Source organism: Streptomyces sp. NPDC047108, assembly GCF_040643575.1.
GTDB lineage: Bacteria > Actinomycetota > Actinomycetes > Streptomycetales > Streptomycetaceae > Streptomyces.
In genome coordinates this window covers 57375-76492 of the sequence record NZ_JBEYUP010000002.1, presented here as the reverse complement: position 1 = coordinate 76492, position 19118 = coordinate 57375, and the positions used below count along the sequence as shown (strand labels likewise).

At 71.6% G+C, this 19118-nt stretch carries 18 protein-coding genes; 14 read left to right on the top strand and 4 right to left on the bottom strand.

The genetic code is table 11. The features are described from left to right. Positions 1–50 precede the first annotated feature (50 nt). Both ftsH and folE read left to right on the top strand, forming a co-directional pair. Complete coding sequence (ftsH, locus tag ABZ822_RS05500) at positions 51–2084, top strand: ATP-dependent zinc metalloprotease FtsH (RefSeq protein WP_360847292.1); 2034 nt, start codon at positions 51–53, stop codon at positions 2082–2084. A 120-nt stretch (positions 2085–2204) separates the two neighbouring features. Beyond that, positions 2205–2810 (top strand): GTP cyclohydrolase I FolE, encoded by a 606-nt coding sequence (gene folE, locus ABZ822_RS05495; RefSeq protein ID WP_360847289.1) that lies wholly within the window; start codon positions 2205–2207, stop codon positions 2808–2810. On the opposite strand, the gene ABZ822_RS05490 is transcribed toward folE, so the two are convergent. Then, positions 2797–3912, bottom strand: coding sequence for an alpha/beta hydrolase-fold protein (locus tag ABZ822_RS05490; RefSeq protein WP_360847286.1), 1116 nt, complete (start codon positions 3910–3912; stop codon positions 2797–2799). The genes folE and ABZ822_RS05490 overlap by 14 nt on opposite strands. A 184-nt stretch (positions 3913–4096) precedes the next feature. Here ABZ822_RS05490 and ABZ822_RS05485 point away from each other — a divergent pair, with 184 nt between their 5' ends. The 6 genes from ABZ822_RS05485 (at position 4097) to ABZ822_RS05460 (ending at position 9278) form a co-directional block, all read left to right on the top strand. Further along, positions 4097–5959 carry a phosphatidylglycerol lysyltransferase domain-containing protein gene (locus tag ABZ822_RS05485; protein ID WP_360847283.1) on the top strand — a complete coding sequence of 621 codons (1863 nt, stop codon included), beginning with the start codon at positions 4097–4099 and terminating at the stop codon, positions 5957–5959. Between the two features lie 175 nt (positions 5960–6134). Continuing rightward, entirely contained in the window at positions 6135–6989 is an 855-nt protein-coding gene (gene folP, locus ABZ822_RS05480; protein ID WP_360847280.1) for a dihydropteroate synthase, read from the top strand. A gap of 72 nt (positions 6990–7061) precedes the next feature. Further along, a complete protein-coding gene (locus ABZ822_RS05475) occupies positions 7062–7508 on the top strand; it encodes a nuclear transport factor 2 family protein (protein ID WP_360847277.1) in 447 nt (148 codons plus the stop codon). A gap of 246 nt (positions 7509–7754) precedes the next feature. After that, the gene (gene folB / locus ABZ822_RS05470) at positions 7755–8114 is read left to right on the top strand and encodes a dihydroneopterin aldolase (RefSeq protein ID WP_360847274.1); all 360 of its coding nucleotides are present in this window, start codon (positions 7755–7757) and stop codon (positions 8112–8114) included. Further along, complete coding sequence (folK, locus tag ABZ822_RS05465) at positions 8111–8707, top strand: 2-amino-4-hydroxy-6-hydroxymethyldihydropteridine diphosphokinase (RefSeq protein ID WP_360847271.1); 597 nt, start codon at positions 8111–8113, stop codon at positions 8705–8707. The genes folB and folK overlap by 4 nt, the downstream gene beginning before the upstream one ends. Before the next feature lie 82 nt (positions 8708–8789). Then, the gene (locus ABZ822_RS05460) at positions 8790–9278 is read left to right on the top strand and encodes a DUF3180 domain-containing protein (protein WP_360847268.1); all 489 of its coding nucleotides are present in this window, start codon (positions 8790–8792) and stop codon (positions 9276–9278) included. An 84-nt stretch (positions 9279–9362) separates the two neighbouring features. Here ABZ822_RS05460 and ABZ822_RS05455 read toward each other — a convergent pair whose 3' ends face one another. Continuing rightward, on the bottom strand, positions 9363–10541 hold the full coding sequence (locus ABZ822_RS05455; protein WP_360847265.1) for a betaine/proline/choline family ABC transporter ATP-binding protein: 1179 nt from the start codon (positions 10539–10541) through the stop codon (positions 9363–9365). Between the two features lie 140 nt (positions 10542–10681). Here ABZ822_RS05455 and ABZ822_RS05450 point away from each other — a divergent pair, with 140 nt between their 5' ends. The 4 genes from ABZ822_RS05450 (at position 10682) to ABZ822_RS05435 (ending at position 14623) form a co-directional block, all read left to right on the top strand. Beyond that, positions 10682–11365, top strand: coding sequence for an ABC transporter permease (locus tag ABZ822_RS05450; RefSeq protein WP_360847262.1), 684 nt, complete (start codon positions 10682–10684; stop codon positions 11363–11365). A 3-nt stretch (positions 11366–11368) separates the two neighbouring features. Further along, positions 11369–12082 carry an ABC transporter permease gene (locus ABZ822_RS05445; RefSeq protein WP_360847258.1) on the top strand — a complete coding sequence of 238 codons (714 nt, stop codon included), beginning with the start codon at positions 11369–11371 and terminating at the stop codon, positions 12080–12082. A 27-nt stretch (positions 12083–12109) separates the two neighbouring features. After that, positions 12110–13090, top strand: a complete 981-nt coding sequence (locus tag ABZ822_RS05440; RefSeq protein ID WP_360847256.1) for an ABC transporter substrate-binding protein — start codon at positions 12110–12112, stop codon at positions 13088–13090. 75 nt (positions 13091–13165) lie between these two features. Then, the gene (locus ABZ822_RS05435) at positions 13166–14623 is read left to right on the top strand and encodes a hypothetical protein (protein ID WP_360847253.1); all 1458 of its coding nucleotides are present in this window, start codon (positions 13166–13168) and stop codon (positions 14621–14623) included. Between the two features lie 126 nt (positions 14624–14749). Here the strand turns inward: ABZ822_RS05435 and ABZ822_RS05430 are convergent, their stop codons facing one another. Continuing rightward, entirely contained in the window at positions 14750–15892 is a 1143-nt protein-coding gene (locus tag ABZ822_RS05430) for an NADH-quinone oxidoreductase subunit D (protein WP_360847250.1), read from the bottom strand. A gap of 42 nt (positions 15893–15934) precedes the next feature. On the opposite strand from ABZ822_RS05430, the gene ABZ822_RS05425 reads away from it, so the two are divergent. Both ABZ822_RS05425 and ABZ822_RS05420 read left to right on the top strand, forming a co-directional pair. Continuing rightward, positions 15935–16462, top strand: a complete 528-nt coding sequence (locus ABZ822_RS05425) for a PH domain-containing protein (RefSeq protein ID WP_360847247.1) — start codon at positions 15935–15937, stop codon at positions 16460–16462. Positions 16463–16635: 173 nt separating this feature from the next. Continuing rightward, entirely contained in the window at positions 16636–17973 is a 1338-nt protein-coding gene (locus ABZ822_RS05420) for a PH domain-containing protein (protein WP_360848758.1), read from the top strand. Here the strand turns inward: ABZ822_RS05420 and ABZ822_RS05415 are convergent. After that, positions 17960–19108: an SAM-dependent methyltransferase gene (locus ABZ822_RS05415; protein ID WP_360847245.1), complete on the bottom strand. Its 1149-nt coding sequence runs from the start codon at positions 19106–19108 to the stop codon at positions 17960–17962. The two genes, ABZ822_RS05420 and ABZ822_RS05415, sit on opposite strands and share 14 nt — an antisense overlap. Positions 19109–19118: the final 10 nt, after the last annotated feature.

The following is a 19118-nucleotide window of genomic DNA, read 5'->3' as shown; positions in this document are numbered from 1 at the left end:
GTCGTGCCTCACTGTGGCAGGAGGGACGGGGTGCACATCGCCCCGTATGGATGGACGTGAAGCGCTACTTCCGTGGGCCGGTCATGTGGATCGTGCTGGCCGTCCTCGCCGTGGTCGTGTTGATGCAGGTCGTCGGTTCGTCCGGCGGCTACAAGACGGTGGACACCGGCCAGGTTGTTCAGGCCATCGCCGAGAACAAGGTCAAGTCCGCCGAACTCACCACCGGCGACGAAAACAAGATCAAGGTCGAACTCAAGGACGGCCAGAAGGTCGAGGGCAGCGACAAGCTGCAGGCGAGCTACATCGATGAGCAGGGCGCCCAGCTCGCTCAGGACCTGCAGGCCAAGACCAACGACAACGACAAGAACACCCTGCCCGACGGCTACACGGTCTCGCCGTCGAAGCAGAACCCGTTCGTCGGTGTCCTGCTGTCGCTGCTGCCGTTCGTCCTCATCGTCGTCGTCTTCCTGTTCCTGATGAACCAGATGCAGGGCGGCGGCTCCCGGGTGATGAACTTCGGGAAGTCCAAGGCCAAGCTGATCACCAAGGACACCCCGAAGACGACGTTCTCCGACGTGGCCGGATCCGACGAGGCCGTGGAGGAGCTCCAGGAGATCAAGGAGTTCCTCCAGGAGCCCGCGAAGTTCCAGGCCGTCGGGGCCAAGATCCCCAAGGGCGTCCTGCTCTACGGCCCGCCCGGAACGGGCAAGACGCTGCTCGCGCGCGCCGTCGCGGGCGAGGCCGGTGTGCCGTTCTACTCGATCTCCGGCTCCGACTTCGTCGAGATGTTCGTCGGTGTCGGTGCCTCCCGGGTCCGCGACCTGTTCGAGCAGGCCAAGGCCAACGCCCCGGCGATCGTCTTCGTCGACGAGATCGACGCCGTCGGCCGACACCGCGGTGCGGGTCTCGGCGGCGGCCACGACGAGCGCGAGCAGACCCTGAACCAGCTCCTCGTCGAGATGGACGGCTTCGACGTGAAGGGCGGCGTCATTCTGATCGCCGCCACCAACCGGCCCGACATCCTCGACCCGGCGCTGCTGCGCCCCGGCCGCTTCGACCGGCAGATCGCCGTCGACCGCCCGGACATGCAGGGCCGTCTGGAGATCCTCAAGGTCCACCAGAAGGGCAAGCCGGTCGCGCCGGACGTCGACCTCGGTGCCGTCGCCCGCCGTACGCCGGGCTTCACCGGTGCCGATCTGTCGAACGTGCTGAACGAGGCCGCGCTGCTCACGGCCCGCAGTGACGCGAAGCTGATCGACAACCACTTCCTGGACGAGGCGATCGACCGTGTCGTGGCCGGCCCGCAGAAGCGGACCCGGATCATGAGCGACAAGGAGAAGAAGATCACCGCGTATCACGAGGGCGGACACGCCCTGGTCGCGGCGGCTTCTCCGAACAGCGACCCCGTCCACAAGATCACGATCTTGTCCCGCGGCAGAGCCCTCGGGTACACGATGGTCCTGCCGGACGAGGACAAGTACTCCACCACGCGCAACGAGATGCTGGACCAGCTCGCGTACATGCTGGGCGGCCGCGCGGCGGAGGAGCTCGTCTTCCACGACCCGACCACGGGCGCGGCGAACGACATCGAGAAGGCGACGGCGACCGCCCGCGCCATGGTCACGCAGTACGGCATGACCGAGCGGCTCGGCGCGATCAAGTTCGGCTCCGACCAGTCTGAGCCCTTCCTCGGCCGTGAGATGTCTCACCAGCGCGACTACTCCGAGGAGGTCGCCGCGCTGGTCGACGAGGAGGTCAAGAAGCTCATCGAGGCGGCGCACAACGACGCCTGGGAGATCCTGGTCGAGAACCGGGACGTCCTGGACAACCTCGTCCTCGCGCTGCTGGAGAAGGAGACCCTCGGCAAGGAGGAGATCGCGGAGATCTTCTCGACCGTGGTGAAGCGCCCGTCGCGCCCGGCCTGGACCGGATCCTCGCGCCGTACGCCCTCCACCCGGCCGCCGGTGCTGTCCCCGAAGGAACTGAGCATGGCCAACGGCGCGCAGCCGGGCTCCGGCGCCGCCTCCGCCAAGGTGACCACGGAGAAGGCGGACCGCCCGGAGGAGACCGGCTCCGAGAGCTGACCTTCGGGCACCAGGCCCCACGGGGTCCGGGATGAAAGCCGCGCCCCCTCGGGTTCTAACCTGAGGGGGCGCGGCTTTTCGGCCATGCGCCTGCACGAACGCACGAGGATCGAGGCACAGATGACGGACCCGGTGACGCTGGACGGCGACATCCCCATCGGCGAGTTCGATGAGAAGCGGGCCGAGAACGCCATTCGCGAACTGCTCATCGCCGTGGGCGAGGACCCCGACCGGGACGGCCTGCTGGAGACCCCGGCGCGCGTCGCCCGCGCCTACAAGGAGATCTTCGCGGGCCTGTGGCAGTCGCCGGAGGAGGTCCTGACGACGACCTTCGACCTCGGCCACGACGAGATGGTGCTGGTCAAGGACATCGAGGTCTACAGCACCTGCGAGCACCACCTCGTACCGTTCCACGGCGTTGCGCACGTGGGCTACATCCCGTCCACCGACGGCAAGATCACCGGGCTGTCGAAGCTCGCCCGGCTCGTCGACGTCTACGCCCGCCGGCCGCAGGTCCAGGAGCGGATGACGACGCAGATCGCGGACTCGCTGATGCAGATCCTGGAGCCGCGCGGCGTGATCGTCGTCGTCGAGTGCGAGCACATGTGCATGTCCATGCGCGGCATACGGAAGCCGGGGGCGAAGACCACCACCTCGGCGGTGCGGGGCCAGCTGCGTGACCCCGCCACTCGTTCCGAGGCGATGAGCCTCATCATGGCGCGCTGAGGCGGTTCGACAGCCAGTCCAGCGACGGCGGGACCTCACGGTTCCAGGTGTTGGTGTTGTGGCCGCCGCTCTCGAGGATGATCGACGACACCTTCAGCGGCTTCTTCGCCTTGGAGATGAACGTCAGGGTGTCCTTGTAGTTGTGCTCGCCCTTCTTGCTGCTGGCGAGGAGCACGGACACCGGCGGCATGGGCCGGTTGTTCAGACGCCAGAGCATGTCGTTCTCCCGCTCCAGCTGCTTGCTGCCGCCGAAGAGGTCACCGGTGGTCGCGTCCAGCGGCGCCTTGAACGTGCCGGACAGGGCGGCCGCGGCCCCGAAGGACTTCGGGCTGCGCATGGCCATCTTCAGCGCGCAGTAGCCGCCGGTGGAGTTGCCGATCACGCCCCAGCTCCGGGCCTTCTCACCCACGCGGTAGTGGGAGCCGATGGCTGCGCGGACGTCCCTGGTGAAGAAGCTCTCCGTCTGCGGTCCTTCGGGTACGTCCACGCACTCGGTGTCGCGCGGCGGGGCGACGGTCGGCCGCATCATGACCAGGATCGTGGGCTTCATGGTGCCCGCCTCGATGTGCTGGGTCGCGGTCTGCGGATAGCGGAGCCGGGTGATGAGGTTCTCGGCCGTTCCGGGGAAACCCGTGAGGACGACGGCGGCCGGGAACTTCGTGGCGGCGTAGCGCTTCTGGAAGTACTGCGGCGGCAGATAGACGTACGCGGGGGACGCAAGGTCCGTGCTCTGTCCGTGGATCTGCACCTTGTCGATCCGGCCCGACCGTACGGGGTTGCCTCCGCCCGGGACGCCAACCCCCTGGGAACCCACCACCTGGAGCTGTTTCGGGCCGTCCTCGCCGTGGTCGACGACGACGCCCATGTCGGTGTTGGTGCCGAACAGGTCGGCCCATGAGCTGTAGAAGCCGAAGTAGTTGTTGGCCAGGAGACCGCCGGCCGCGAGGATCGAGAGCTGTGTCGCCAGCAGGACGCCTATCCGGCCCAGGACGACGCGGGTGCCGCGGCGGCCGAGACGGGGCCAGTACCAGATCGTGAGCGCGAACAGCGCGACTGCCGCGACGATGGTGAGCAGCAGCACCTTTTTGCTGGTGAGACCCATGAATCGCTTCCTGTGCGGGCGACCCGGCTCGTCCGTGTCGCGGTGGAAACAGCTCCACCGCCTCCGGATCCGTGGGCCGGACCGATGAACCCGGGCCCTTGAAGCGGCGTCCTACAGGTCGCAAATCCTCCGGACGGCGTGACCGGTCGCCGGAGAAAATGTCACGACGGAGCCACGGGAAGCGATGTCTGTCAGGGTAGATGGCGAAAAGTCCGATGCGGTTCCGGCGCGGTACAGGGGGCTGCGCCGAGTGCTGCGCGGGCCGCGACCCGAAAAGGTGCCCGGTCTCGTCGGGACGGCGTGCGCAATCATCGGCTTCCTCGATGTGGCCGCCGGGGTCTTCCCCCGGTTCCGGCACAGCCGGATGCACGCCGTCGCCGAGGTCCTGCCGGGCGCCCTCGGCCCGTTCGCCGCGGCCCTCGCCATCAGCGCCGGCGTCCTGCTGCTGCTTCTGGCCCACGGCCTCAAGCGCCGCAAGCGCCGTGCCTGGGTCGCGGCCGTCGTGCTCCTGCCCGCGGGGGCGGTGGCGCAGTTCGTCTACCGCCACTCCGTGATCGGCACCCTGCTCTCCCTGGCGCTGCTGGCTCTTCTGCTGCGCCACCGGGGCGAGTTCGCGGCTCTGCCCGATCCGCGCAGCCGCTGGAAGGCGCTGGCCAACTTCGTCCTGCTCGGCATCGGCAGCGTCGGCCTCGGCATGATCATCGTCAGCTCCCACCCGCACCGCGTCGTCGGCGAACCCGGGTTCGCCGACCGCCTGGAGCACGTGGTCTACGGGCTGGTGGGCCTGGAGGGCCCGGTCGACTACACGGGCCAGGTGTCCTGGACCGTGGGCTACTCGCTGGGCGCGCTCGGCCTGTTGACCGCCCTCACCACCCTGTACCTCGCGCTGCGCCCCGAGTCCCCGGCCGCACGGCTGACGGACGACGACGAGGCGCGGCTGCGCGAGCTGCTGGACCAGCACGGAGGCCGCGACTCGCTGGGCCACTTCGCGCTCCGCCGCGACAAGGGCGTCGTCTTCTCGCCGTCCGGCAAGAGCGCCGTCTGCTACCGCGTCGTCTCCGGCGTGATGCTCGCCAGCGGCGACCCGATCGGGGACGTCGAGGCGTGGCCCGGCGCCATCGAGCAGTTCATGGAGCAGGCGCGGCTGCACTCGTGGACCCCGGCGGTCATGGGCTGCAGCGAGACCGGCGGCCACGTCTGGACCCGGGAGACCGGGCTGGACGCGCTGGAGCTGGGCGACGAAGCGGTCGTGCACGTACCGGACTTCTCGCTCTCCGGCCGCGCGATGCGCAACGTCCGGCAGATGGTGAAGCGGATCGAGCGCGGCGGCTACGTGACGCGGGTCCGCCGGGTCGCGGACATCCCCGTCGAGGAGCTGGAGCGCATCCGGCGGGCCGCGGCGGATTGGCGCGGGACCGACACCGAGCGCGGCTTCTCGATGGCGCTGGGCCGGATCGGCGACCCGGAGGACGGCGACTGCGTGGTCGCGACCGCCCACAAGGCGGACGAGGACGGAAACCCGGGCCCCTACGGCGACTTGAAGGCCGTACTTCACTTCGTGCCCTGGGGACCGGACGGGATGTCGCTCGACCTGATGCGCCGTGACCGGTCGGCGGACCCGGGCATGAACGAACTGCTCATCGTGGCCGCGCTGCAGACGGCGCCGGAGCTGCGCGTCCAGCGGGTGTCGCTGAACTTCGCGATGTTCCGGGCGGCACTGGCACGCGGCGAGCGACTCGGCGCGGGGCCGGTGCTCCGCGGATGGCGCGGGCTGCTGGTATTCCTCTCGCGCTGGTTCCAGATCGAGTCGCTCTACAAGTTCAACGCCAAGTTCCGCCCCGTCTGGGAGCCGCGGTTCCTGGTCTTCCGCAACACCCGTGACCTGCCGCGCATCGGCTTCGCGGCGATGCAGGCCGAGGGCTTCGTCACGCTCGGGCTCCCGCGGCCCTTCAACCGCGGCGGCGCGGCCCGGCAGGCCCGGCCGTGCGCGCACGTGCCGACGGTGGCACAGGCCCGGACGTCGGAGAGCGAGCCGCAGGCGGCGTAGACCGGCGCCCGCCAACACTGCCGGGGCACGTCCGCGGAGGCCGCGGGGCTGCTCGGGCGGTACGTCGTAGGGCGGGCCACGCGGTACGTCGTACAGCGGCTTCCGTGGTGCGGCGTACGGCTGCCCGTGCGCCCCGCCCGCCGCCCGACGGGGAGGTCCGGCCTAGTCTGGGCACATGAGTACGTTGCGCGGCCGGGTGGCCGGCCTCCCCGAGTGGGACCGCTGTGCCGTGATGGGCGTGGTCAACGTGACCCCCGATTCCTTCTCGGACGGGGGCCGCTGGTTCGACACCGAGGCGGCGGTCAAGCGCGGCCTCGACCTCGCCGCGACCGGGGCCGACCTCGTGGACGTCGGCGGGGAGTCGACCCGCCCGGGCGCCTCCCGCGTGGACGAGGACGAGGAGCTGCGCCGGGTCGTCCCTGTCGTACGCGGTCTGGCGGACGAAGGCGTTCCGGTCTCCGTCGACACCATGCGCGCCTCCGTCGCCGAGCAGGCGATCGCCGCGGGGGCCGTGCTGGTCAACGACGTCAGCGGCGGGCTCGCGGACCCTTCGATGGTGCCGGTGGTGGCCGCCGCGCAGGTGCCGTTCGTGGTCATGCACTGGCGTGGTTTCAGCCACGACATGAATAGCCGCGCCGTTTACGGGGACGTGGTCGCCGAGGTGTTCTCCGAACTGCGCGCCCGCATGGACGCGGTGGTCGCGGGAGGTGTCGTCCCCGAGCGGATCGTGGTCGACCCGGGCCTCGGCTTCGCGAAGGAGGCCGACCACGACCTGGCTCTGGTCGCGCATCTGCGGGAGCTGCGCGCGCTGGGCAGGCCGCTGCTGGTGGCCGCCTCGCGCAAACGGTTCCTCGGACGCGTCCTGGCCGCCGGAGACGGCAGCCCGCCGCCCGCACGCGAGCGCGACGCGGCCACCGCCGCCGTCTCGGCCATAGCGGCCCGCGAAGGCGCGTGGGCGGTACGGGTGCACGAGGTACGGCCGACGGCGGACGCGGTGCGTGTGGCACGTGCGGTGGAGGGGGCAGAGTGAGCGGCGAGGGGACAGAGTGAACGACGCGCGGGGCGCAGGCACGGACGGCGACCGTACGGGCCAGGGGGTGCTGTGAGCGCGGCCCGTACGGACCGTGAGTCGGTCGAGCAGGCCAACACAGCCCTCTACGAGGCCATGGAGCAGGGCGACTTCGAGACCCTGTCCGGGATGTGGCTGGACGGCGACGTGAGCTGCGTGCACCCGGGCTGGCCGGTGCTGCGCGGCCACAACGAGGTGCTGCGCTCGTACGCCCTGATCATGGCCAACACCGACTACATCCAGTTCTTCCTGACCGATGTCGAGGTCACGGTCGAGGACGACACCGCACTGGTGACCTGCACCGAGAACATCCTCAGCGGGGGACCCGCGGACGAGGAGGGCGAGCTGGGGCCGCTCGTCGGGCAGCTCGTGGTGGCCACGAATGTGTTCCGTCGCACAGCGGATGGCTGGAAGGTGTGGTCTCATCACGGCTCACCCGTACTCGCCGACACCCAGGAAGACGAAAACGGCGAGGGCTGATCGCCGTACCGCCCGTGCACCGGCCCCACTCGTTCGAGCCAAGGAAGTGCCGGGTAGGGGTGGGGGACAGGGGTCTGGGTAGGCACGGCCTGTGCGGCACGACACGCCGGGCGCGACCGGCCCGGCAGGTCGGGCGCGGCCCCGTGGGCGGGCCCTGTCGGTGGCCGCAGGTAGATTCGTGTGCGCGCGGCACCCGGCCGGCGGGTCGTGCGCGCCCCGGACAGACGACCAGCAGGAGGGATTCGCGTGGACCGTGTCGCGCTGCGCGGCCTGAGGGCCCGTGGTCACCACGGGGTGTTCCCGCAGGAGCGCGAGGAGGGCCAGACCTTCGTCGTGGACCTGGTGCTGGGCCTGGACACCCGCCCGGCGTCGGCAGGCGACGACCTCGCGAAGACCGTGCACTACGGGGTGGTGGCCGAGGAAGTCGTGGACATCGTCCAGGGCGAGCCGGTCGACCTGATCGAGACGCTGGCCGAGCGGATCGCCCAGCAATGCCTGAAGCACGGGGCCGTTCAGGAGGTCGAGGTCGTCGTGCACAAGCCCGGCGCCCCGATCACCGTGCCGTTCGACGACGTGACCATCACGATCACCCGGAGCCGAGTATGAGCACCAGCAGCGACCCCACCGTGCAGCCCGTGCCCGCCGCGGTGGTCCAGCAGGTCGACGCCGCCGATGTGACGCTGAGCAACCCCAAACGCGCGGTGATCGCCCTGGGCAGCAACCTGGGCAACCGTCTGGAGACGCTGCAGGGCGCGATCGACGCCCTGGAGGACACTCCCGGGCTCCGGGTCAAGGCGGTCTCACCGGTCTACGAGACGCAGCCGTGGGGTGTCGACCCGGATTCGCAGCCCGCGTACTTCAACGCCGTCGTGCTGGTGAAGACGACCCTGCCGCCGTCCTCGCTGCTGGAGCGTTCGCACGCCATCGAGGAGGCCTTCGAGCGCGTGCGGGACGAGCGCTGGGGCCCGCGGACGCTGGACGTGGACATCGTGTCGTACCAGGACGTGCGGTCGGACGACCCGAGGCTGACGCTGCCGCACCCGCGCGCCCACGAGCGCGCCTTCGTCCTGGTGCCGTGGCACGACGTGGAGCCGGGCGCCGAGGTGCCCGGGTTCGGGACCGTCGCCGAACTGCTGGCCGCCGTGGGGCGGGCGGGCGTCGTCCCCCGCACGGACCTGGAACTCCGCCTGCCCGAGTAGTCGTTAGGCTCCCCGGTACGGGCCGTGGACCGTGGCGCATCCCGGCGCACGGCACGGGTGGCATCGCGAGGAGAGAGATCCAGTGAAGGAGCTGCGGGTCAGGGTCCTGGTCGGCCTGTTCGGCGTGGCCGTGGTGCTGTCCTGGGCCGGTGCACGCCTGTGGGACACCTTCGCCACGCTGCCCCGGGTCCCGGTGGCCGCACCGATCGTGCTCGCGGTGATCGCGGCCGTCCTCGCGGCGACCGCGCTGGCACTGCGCGGCCGGCTGAAGGCTCAGCGGGAGCGGCGGCCGGGAGCGAAGGGCGTGGATCCGCTGGTGGCCGCCCGCGCCGTGGTCTTCGGACAGGCGAGCGCCCTGGTCGCGTCGCTGGTCGCCGGGGTGTACGGGGGCACGTTCCTCTTCCTGCTGCTGGACGGCCTCGACGAGGGGCCGCGCCGGGACCAGGCGATCTACGCGGGTCTGTCGGTGGTGACGGGCATCGCGGTCGTCGTAGCGGCGCTGTTCCTGGAGCGGGTGTGCAAGCTCCCCGAGGACGAGGACGACGACAAGCCGCAGGGCGCGGCGGCGTAGCGGACCGACTGCCGCGGCGGTGCGGGACTCGGCCCCCGGTGCGGGGCGGTACTGCGCGGCGGCAGCGGGTGCCGGCCGCCGGGGCTAGGCGCCCGCCACCGTCTCCAGGTCCACGTCCGCGCGCGCGATCGCGTTCGCGTCCGCGTCGATCGAGCGCCGGAGCGCCTCGTGGAGACGGGCCGGGGTGAGGACGCCGAGGAACCGTTCGCCGTCGACGACCGCTATCCAGCCCGCGTCGTGCTGGAGCATCGTGCTGAACGCCTGCTTGAGCGTCGACCCGAGCGGAAGCCATGCCTCCATACGGCGGGCGTGTTCGCGGACCGTGCCCTTGAGCGCGCTCTTCGCCACGGAGCCTGTGGTCACGGACTCCAGTGAGATCCAGCCGTGGAGGTTGTCGGAGTCGTCCAGGACGACCGCCCAGCGCGCGTCCTCCTCGGCGAGGCGGGCCGCGGCCTGGGGGAGCGGGTCGTCGAGGTGGACGACGGGCGGCTGTTCGAGGTCGCCCGCCTCGATCGCGGTCACCGACAGCCGCTTGAGGCCCCGGTCCGCGCCCACGAAGTCGGCGACGTACGGGGTGGCGGGGGCGCCGAGGACGGCGGTGGGCGGGTCGAACTGCTCGATGCGGCCCTCCCCGTAGACGGCGATGCGGTCGCCGAGCCGTACGGCTTCCTCGATGTCGTGGGTGACGAAGAGGACGGTCTTCCGCACCTGGGACTGCAGCCGCAGGAATTCGTTCTGCAGGTGTTCGCGCACGACCGGGTCGACGGCCCCGAACGGCTCGTCCATGAGCAGGACCGGCGGGTCGGCGGCCAGGGCGCGGGCGACGCCGACGCGCTGGCGCTGGCCGCCGGAGAGCTGGTCGGGGTAGCGGTTGCCGTGGACGGACGGGTCGAGCCCGACCAGGTCGAGGAGTTCGGCCGCCCGTGCGCGGGCCTTCTTGCGCTGCCAGCCCAGGAGGTGCGGGACGGTGGCGGTGTTGTCGAGGACGGTCCGGTGCGGGAACAGGCCGACCTGCTGGATGACGTAGCCGATCCGGCGGCGCAGCTTCACCGGATCGACGGTCGAAATGTCCTGGTCCTCCAGGAAGATGCTCCCGGAGGTGGGTTCGATGAGGCGGTTGACCATCTTCATCGTGGTGGTCTTGCCGCAGCCCGAGGGTCCGACGAGCGTGACCAGCTCGCCCTCCGCGACCTCGAAGGACAGGTCGTCGACGGCGGTGGTGCCGTCGGCGTAGCGCTTGGTGACGTGCTCGAAGCGGATCATGACACCTCATTGTGGCCGGTCATGGGCCGGAAACGTATGAAGAAACTATTGCGGCAGTGTGGCAGTCTTCACCGATTGTCAGTCCTTGGGGATAGGGTCGCCAGGCATTGATGTCGCGAAGTCCGGGGAGGTGGACGCGCGTGGCGGACTGTCTGGAGCGGGGCGACTGGATCTGCGGCAAGTACGTCAGCTCCCGCAGCCAGGAGTTGATCGATGCCACGGTCCAGCACATCGGCATCACCGCAGCCTCCGTCTCGATCGGCCTGCTGGTCGCCTTCCCCCTGGCCCTGCTCGCCCGCAGGCGGGGCGGGCTCGCCGGGCCCGTGCTGGGCCTGACCTCCGTGCTCTACACCGTGCCGTCGCTCGCGATGTTCTCGCTGCTGATGCCGCTGTTCGGCGTCTCGGTCTCGGTGGTCGTCACGGGGCTCGTGCTCTACTCGCTGACCGTCCTCGTACGGAACATCCTGGCCGGCCTCGACGCGGTGCCCGCCGAGGCCCGTGAGGCCGCCCGCGGGATGGGGTACGGGCCGGTGCGGCTGCTGTTCGAGGTCGAGCTCCCGCTCGCGCTGCCCGCGCTGATCGGCGGTGTGCGGATCGCCGCCGTCTCCACGATCGCGCTCACCACGGTCGGCGCCATCGTCGGGTACGGCGGTCTGGGCACGCTCATCCTCGACGGCCTCGACACCTACTTCAGACCCCAGGTGCTCACGGCCTCCGTCATCTGCGTGGTGCTGGCCGTCACCGCCGACGCGGCACTGCTGGGCGTGCAGCGTCTGCTCACGCCGTGGACACGTGCCGGTGCGCGCGCCGGGAAGGGGGCCTGACACATGGGTGCGATCGCCGATTCCTGGACCTGGCTCACCACGGGCGCCAACTGGGCGGGGCAGAGCGGGGTGTGGCACCGGCTCGGTGAACACCTGTGGTTCAGCTCGGTGTGCCTGGTGCTGGCCTGCCTGATCGCGCTGCCGATCGCCCTGTATCTCGGGCATATCGGCAAGGGCGGGGCACTCGCCGTCAATATCTCCAATATCGGCCGGGCCGTGCCGACGCTCGCCGTGCTGGTGCTGCTCACGCTCACTCCGCTCGGCAGGCAGGGCGACCTGCCGACGATCGTCGCGCTGGTGCTCTTCGCCGTACCGCCGCTGCTGACCAATGCCTACATCGGGATGCGCGAGGTGGACGCGGCCGTGGTGGAGGCCGCCCGGGGCATGGGCATGTCCGGGGGGCAGCTCTTCCTGCGGGTCGAACTCCCCCTCGCCTACCCCCTGGTCATGACCGGTCTGCGGTCCGCCGCGGTGCAGGTCGTCGCCACGGCGACGCTCGCCGCGATGGCCGGCGAGGGCGGCCTCGGCCGGATCATCACGAACGGCTTCAACACGTACAACACCCCGCAGGTGGTGGCCGGAGCGGTGCTCGTGGCCGCGCTGGCCCTGCTCGTCGAAGCCCTGCTGGTGCTCGTGGGCCGGCTCTTCGACCCCATGCGGCGGCGTTCTGTCGCGGCCGCCCCGGCCCCGGCCGCAGCCGTGGTCAAGGCAGTCTGAACAACGATCGGTTGGATGGTGATTCCCATGAGCAGGACGTCGCGTACGAGACGAGCGGTGCGGGTGGCGGGCGCCGCCGTGGCCGCGGTCGCCCTGGCCGCCACCACTGCCGGATGCGGCGGCGACAGCCTGGAGAGCAAGGAAGGCGGCTCGGGCGAGGGCGGAGGCAAGAAGGGCTCGCTCGTGATCGGCTCGGCCGGATTCACCGAGTCCGCGCTGATGGCCGAGCTCTACAAGCAGGTCCTGGAGGACGCCGGTTACGGCGCGTCCGTGAAGACGCTCGAGAACCGCGAGCTGTACGAACCTGCCCTGGAGAAGGGGCAGATCGACATCGTCCCGGAGTACGCCGCGACGCTCGCCGAGTTCCTCAACGGCAAGAAGAACGGGTCGAAGGCGAAGCCGGTGGCCTCCAGCGACGTGGACAAGACCGTCGCGGAGCTGAAGAAGCTCGCCGAGCCCAAGGGCCTCAAGGTCCTGCCCGCCGGTGAGGCCGTCGACCAGAACGCCTTCGCCGTCACCAAGGAGTTCGCGGCGAAGTACGACCTCAAGTCGCTCTCCGATCTGGGCAAGTCGAAGCAGAAGATCAAAATCGCGGCCGGCGACGAGTGCGAAATCCGGCCATTCTGCCAGCCGGGCCTGGAGAAGACGTACGGCATCGACATCACCGAGATCGACCCCAAGGGCGTCGGCACCCCCCAGGCCAAGCAGGCGGTCAAGGACGGCTCCGACCAGCTCGTCCTGACCACCACGACCGACGCCACGCTCGACGACTTCGGCCTGGTGCTGCTCGAGGACGACAAGCGCCTGCAGAACGCGGACAACGTGCTGCCCGTGGTCAACGAGAAGGACGCGGGCGACAAGGAGATCGAGACCGCGCTCAACAAGCTCACCGAGACGCTCACGACCGACGACTTGATCCAGCTCAACCGCAAGATCGACGCGCAGCGGCAGAAGCCCGCGGATGTCGCGAAGGAGTACTTGGAGTCCAAGGACTTGCTGAAGGGGTAGCTCCGACGTAACCGGCGGAAAACAGATCGGCGGGCGGCTCCCCACACGTACCGCACGCACGGTAAGTTTCTGGCCATGTCACGTGGACGCCACCGCCATTCGCCGCCCCTGCACAGGCTTCTTCCCCCCACGGTGGTCGCCGGCGCGTCGATCGCCTGCGCCTCGAGTGCGCTGTTGCTCGGCGATCCCGTGGTGCTCCGGGTCCTGGTGGCGGCCGCCGCCGCAGCCGCAGTGACCGGCGCGGTCCTGATGCGTTCCTGGGACCGCGCCGCGGGGAAGCGCGTCGCCGAGCTCACTCGTGCCCGCACCAGTGACGAATGGCGTCACGAGGAGCGGGTCGCCGAACTCGAGGCGGACGTCGAGGAGTCGCGCGAGCTGCGGGCCGCGCTCGACACCAAGCTGCGCCGCAAGCGCGCCGAACTCTCGCGCCTGCGCAACGAACACGCCGAGCTGCTGCGCCGGTACGCCACCGCGGAGACCGAGCGGGCCAGCGCGCTGGAGGGCCGCCGCCTGCTGGAGCTGGAGACGGTGGCGCCGACCAAGGCACTGCCGGCCACGCCCGGTGACGGTCTGCTCGGCGCCAACGGCGCCCCGACCCCCGGGGCGTACGCGAAGGCCGACACCGCGCTCACGGAACTCGTCCGCAACAGCGCCCGCCAGAACGCGAAGCGGGCCGCCGAAGCCGCCCGGCGCCGCGAACTCGCCGAGCAGGAGCGGCAGCAGGAGGTTCCGGCGGAGCCGGCGGATCAGGAGTCCTCGGTGAACTCCGAGGCCGCAGGCGCGACCGCCGACCCCGAGCCCGGGGCCGGATCGCCGGACGAGGCCGGGTTCCGTCCGGAGGCGGGCCACGACCACGACGCCGAGGCGGCCGCCGCGCAGGACCAGGCCGCGACCGGCGACCACCACGCGGTCCAGGCCGCCGTCGCGGTCGTTCCCTACGAGCCGCTGCGCCGTCCGACCTCGCGCGTCGAGGGCGGCTTCGACTTCTTCGGCGCCAAGCCGGGCACCCGCAAGCGTGAGGCCATCGCCGCCTCGACCCAGCGGCTCCAGCTCGCCCCGGCCCTGGCGCACCCCGAAGAGGGCCTGGGCGCCGAGGAGTCGGTGGGCGGCCACGCCTCGGCGGAGGAGTCGGTGAACGGCCACGGGCCGGCCGTCGATGCCGAGGCCCGTGAGGTCGCCGAGGACCGGACCGCGGACGCGGACCAGGACGTCACGGACCAGGGCAACACGGACCAGGACGTCACGGACCAGGGCAACACGGACCGGGACGTCACGGACCAGGGCGACGCGGACCAGGACGCGGACCTGAACGGCGCCGCGGAGGCGGGCCGGGACGGGGCCGCGGACGCCGGGGCGCCCGAGGAGCGGGCGAAGGACGACCTCGAGGGCGAGGACCTCGCGGATGTCGTCGGGGCCGAGGTCCTGGCCGCCGCCGGCCGCGAGGACCGCGGCGCGGGCGACGTCGTCGATCTCACCGAGCACGACGAGACCGAACAGCTCGACGTGCGGGAGCTGCGCGCCCACTCGTCGTAGCCCCCTACGGCCCGTGCCGCCCGCCTCCGCGGCGGGCTCCCGCCCGCGCCCCCGCACGCACCGACCCGCGGTACGCATCACTGCGCGCCGCGGGTCAGCCGTCTCACACCCCGTGGGTCACGCGGGTCACTTGTCGATGTCGCCCACGACGAAGAACATCGAGCCGAGGATCGCGACCATGTCCGCGACCAGCGTGCCCGGCAGCAGCACCGTCAGCGCCTGGATGTTGTTGAAGGACGCCGAGCGCAGCTTCAGCCGGTACGGCGTCTTCTCGCCCTTGGAGACCAGGTAGTAGCCGTTGAGGCCGAGCGGGTTCTCCGTCCACGCGTACGTGTGGCCCTCCGGCGCCTTCAGCACCTTCGGCAGCCGCTGGTTGACCGGCCCCTGCCCCATCGCGTCCAGCCGGTCCAGACAGGCGTCCGCCAGCTCCAGCGCGTTGTGCGTCTGCTCCAGCAGGCACTCGAAGCGCGCGAGGCAGTCGCCCTCGGTCCGGGTGACCACCTTCAGGACGTCCTGAAGGTCCCCGTAGGCGAGGTACGGCTCATCGCGCCGCAGGTCGAAGTCCACCCCGGACGCGCGGGCGATCGGCCCGCTCACGCCGTACGCGTGCACGTCCTCCGGGGACAGCACGCCGACGCCGCGGGTCCGGCCGCGGAAGATCTCGTTGCCGAGGACCAGCCGGTCGTACACGTCCATGCGGGAGCGGACCTCGGCGACCGCCGCGCGGGCGCGGCCGAGCCAGCCCGCGGGGAGGTCCTCCTTCAGTCCGCCGACGCGGTTGAACATGTAGTGCATCCGGCCGCCGGAGATCTCCTCCATCACGTGCTGAAGATCCTCGCGCTCGCGGAACGCGTGGAAGATCGGGGTGATTCCGCCCAGTTCGAGGGGGTATGAGCCGAGGAACATCAGGTGGTTGAGGACCCGGTTCAGCTCGGCCAGCAGCGTCCGCAGCCACACCGCGCGCTCCGGCACCTCCATGCCGAGCATGCGCTCCACGCCCATGACGACGCCGAGTTCGTTGGAGAAGGCCGACAGCCAGTCGTGGCGGTTGGCGAGCACGATGATCTGGCGGTAGTCGCGCGCCTCGAAGAGCTTCTCGGCGCCGCGGTGCATGTAGCCGATCACCGGTTCCGCGCTCCGGATCAGCTCGCCGTCCAGCACGATCCGCAGCCGCAGCACACCGTGCGTGGACGGATGCTGCGGCCCGATGTTGAGCACCATGTCCGTGCTCTCCGCCGCACCGCCGATCCCGACTGTCGTCTCCGTCATGAGGACAGTCTCGCAGCTCGCTCCAGCGCCTAACCTGGTGGCATGCACACGGGGACAGGACAGGGAGCAGGGGCCGGGGACGACGCGGTCACCGAAGCCGGGGACGACACCGTCTGGACCGGCCTGCCGGGGGGACTGCTGCGGATGCGCCGCACGCTCCTCGTGACGATCGTGCCGCTGCTGGCCGTCGCCGCGGCGGCCGTGCTGTGGCCGCTCGCCGGACCGGGCTGGGCCGCACTCGCGGCGCTGCCGCTGCTGGCCCTGACCGGCTGGGGCTGGTGGCTGGTGGAGCGCAACTGGCGCTCCTGGCGGTACGCGGAGCGCGCCGACGACCTGCTGATCAGCCGCGGTGTGCTGTGGCACGAGCTGACCGTCGTGCCGTACGGGCGGATGCAACTCGTCGAGGTCACCTCGGGGCCGGTCGAGCGCCACTTCGGTCTGGCGAGCGTCCAGCTCCACACCGCGGCGGCCGCGACCGACGCCTGCATCCCGGGGCTGCTGCCCGAGGAGGCGGAGCGGCTGCGCGAACGCCTCACGGAGCTCGGCCAGGCCCGATCGGCGGGGCTGTGACGGGGCCGGATCGGGCGGCGGCGGAGGGGGCCGGCGGAGCCGGAGGCGAGTCCGAGACCGGCGCCGTGCACACGGAGACCGCAGCGGACGCGGGCCTCGTCGCGACCGGTACGGACCGCTCGACCGAAGCGACGAACCGCCTGACCAAAGGTGCGGACTCCTCCACCGACGGCATGGACTCCTCCACCGACGGCGCGGACCTGCCCGGCCTCGGCGTCGAGCGGCGGCTCCACCCCGTCACCCCGCTGCGCCGCGCCTGGGCCCCCATCGCCGTCGCCACCGGCCTGATCGTCCACGACCTCAACCGGGCGCGGGAGTGGTTCGCCGAACTCACCCCGGGACTCGTGCTGGTGGGGCTGGCCGTGCTCATACCCCTCGCGGGCGCGTACGGCTTCCTCTCCTGGTGGTTCACCCACTTCTCGGTGACGAGCACAGAACTGCGGATCCGTACCGGACTGATCTTCCGGCGGACCGCGCACATCCGCCTCGACCGCCTCCAGGCCGTCGACGTCACCCAGCCCCTCTTCGCCCGCCTGCTCGGTGTCGCCAAGCTCAAGCTCGACGTCGTCGGCGCGGACGACAAGGACGAACTGGCCTATCTCGGCGAGGGCGAGGCCCGCGCCCTGCGCGCCGAACTCCTGGCGCGGGCGGCGGGTATCGCGCCCGAGTCGGCGCAGGACGCGGGCGAGGCGCCCGTACGGGAGCTCGCCCGCGTCCAACCGCGGGACCTCGCCGTTTCCCTGCTGCTGATGGTGAGCGTCTGGTGCGCCCTGCTCGTCGCTCTCGCCGCACCGCCGCTGACGTGGCTGCTGACGGGCAGCCTGTGGGCCGCCCTCGCCACCGCGCTGCCCTTCCTCGGCGGAGCGTGGGCGAGCAGCGCGGGCCGCTTCGTCGCCGAGTACGACTGGAGGCTCGGCGAGTCACCGGACGGCCTGCGGCTCGACCACGGCCTGCTCGACCGCGAGCACGAGACGGTGCCGCCGGGCCGCGTGCAGACCGTACGGATCGTGGAGCCGCTGCTGTGGCGGCGGCGCGGCTGGGTGCGGGTGGAACTGGACGTGGCGGGCTCGAAGAACGGCGTCCTGCTGCCCGTCGCCGAGCGGTCCGTGGCCGCGCAGGTCGTCGGCCGTGTCCTGCCCGGTGTCGACGTGGCCGCGGTGACGGGGGCCCTTCAGGCACCGCCGAGGAGGGCGCGGTGGTGCGTCCCGGTCTGGTGGCGGGGACAGGTCTTCGCCGCGGACGAGCACGTCTTCGCCGCCCGGCACGGACTGCTGGGGCGGACGCTGTCCCTCGTCCCGCACGCGAAGGTGCAGAGCGTACGGCGGACCCAAGGGCCGTGGCAGCGGCGCCTGGACCTGGCGGACGTGCACGTGGACACGGGCGCGAACAAGAGCGTGCAGGCGGGGCTGCGGGACGCGGCCGAGGCGCGGGCGATCGTCGCCGCCCAGGCGGACCGGTCCCGTACGGGCCGCCACGCGGCGCTCCCCGACCGCTGGCTCACCCGGGACTGACGCCGCGTCCCGCGCCATGGTCCGGGCCTCCGCCCACCGGGGCGGGGCCGGCGAGGCCGGTCGCGGCGAGGGCATCCGCGGGGATCCGCACCGGGTGGACGAGCCAGGTGAAGCCGCCCAGCCCCGCGGGGTCGGTGAGTTCCGCGGCCTCACCCGCCGCGCTCAACGCCCGTACGTATGCGGCGGGATCGGTCGTCGCCAGAGCCAGCGGCGGGCGCCGGCCCGCGATGCCCAGCGCCCGCAGGGCGTCGCGCTGCGACAGCAGGAACGGGTCGGCCCGGTCCGCGAGTTCGACTCCTCCGCGGCCTGGCTGAGCTCCTGCCGTCTCCCCGCGGGCGCCGAGCGCTCCGGCCGCCGACGCGCACGCGTCCAGCGCCACATGGGCCGTGATGTCGCACGAGCCGTCCGGGACCGGGCGGACCTCGTGCCCGTCGCGGAAGCCGGTCAGGGTGCCGAAGGGCGGACGGGTCTCGCGGGTGTGGGCGTAGTCCACGGCGACGGCGAGTCCGCGCGCCAGGCACCGTACGGCCTGCGCCCATGCCTCGTCCCGGGGGCGGCCGATCTCGGCGCGCATCCCCGGTTCGCCGTCGCGCAGGGGCCACCACCGCTCCAGCCAGTCCGCGTCGGCGCCCGGAACGGGACCGCCGAGCGCCTCCGACCCGTCCGCGCCGACCAGCACCGCGCGGGGCTCGCCGTCCGGGCCGGTCTCGGCCACGTCGACGGGCACGTTGTCGAGCCACTCGTTGGCGAACACCAGGCCGGTCAGGGATTCCGCTTCCGGGAGGCCGGGCCGCCAGTCGATGCGCGGATCGAGACCGGCGGGCCGGGGCGCGCGCTCCACGGCGCACGGGCGCAGCCGGGCGGCGAGGCCGGAGGGCACCGTCCGCAGTACGTCCGCCAGCAGCTCACCCCTGCCGGCGCCGACGTCCACGAGCGCCAGTTCACCGGGGCGACCGAGGGCTTGGTCGAGCCGGACGACCAGAGCGGCGACGGCCCCGGCGAAGAGCGGAGACGCATGTACTGACGTGCGGAAATGCCCGCCCGGCCGTTCCCGTACGAAGAAGCCGTCCGGCCCGTACAACGCCCGTTCCGCCGCCTCGCGCCAGCCCTGCCGGGGCGCCTCGTCCTCGCTCACGCCCCCACCG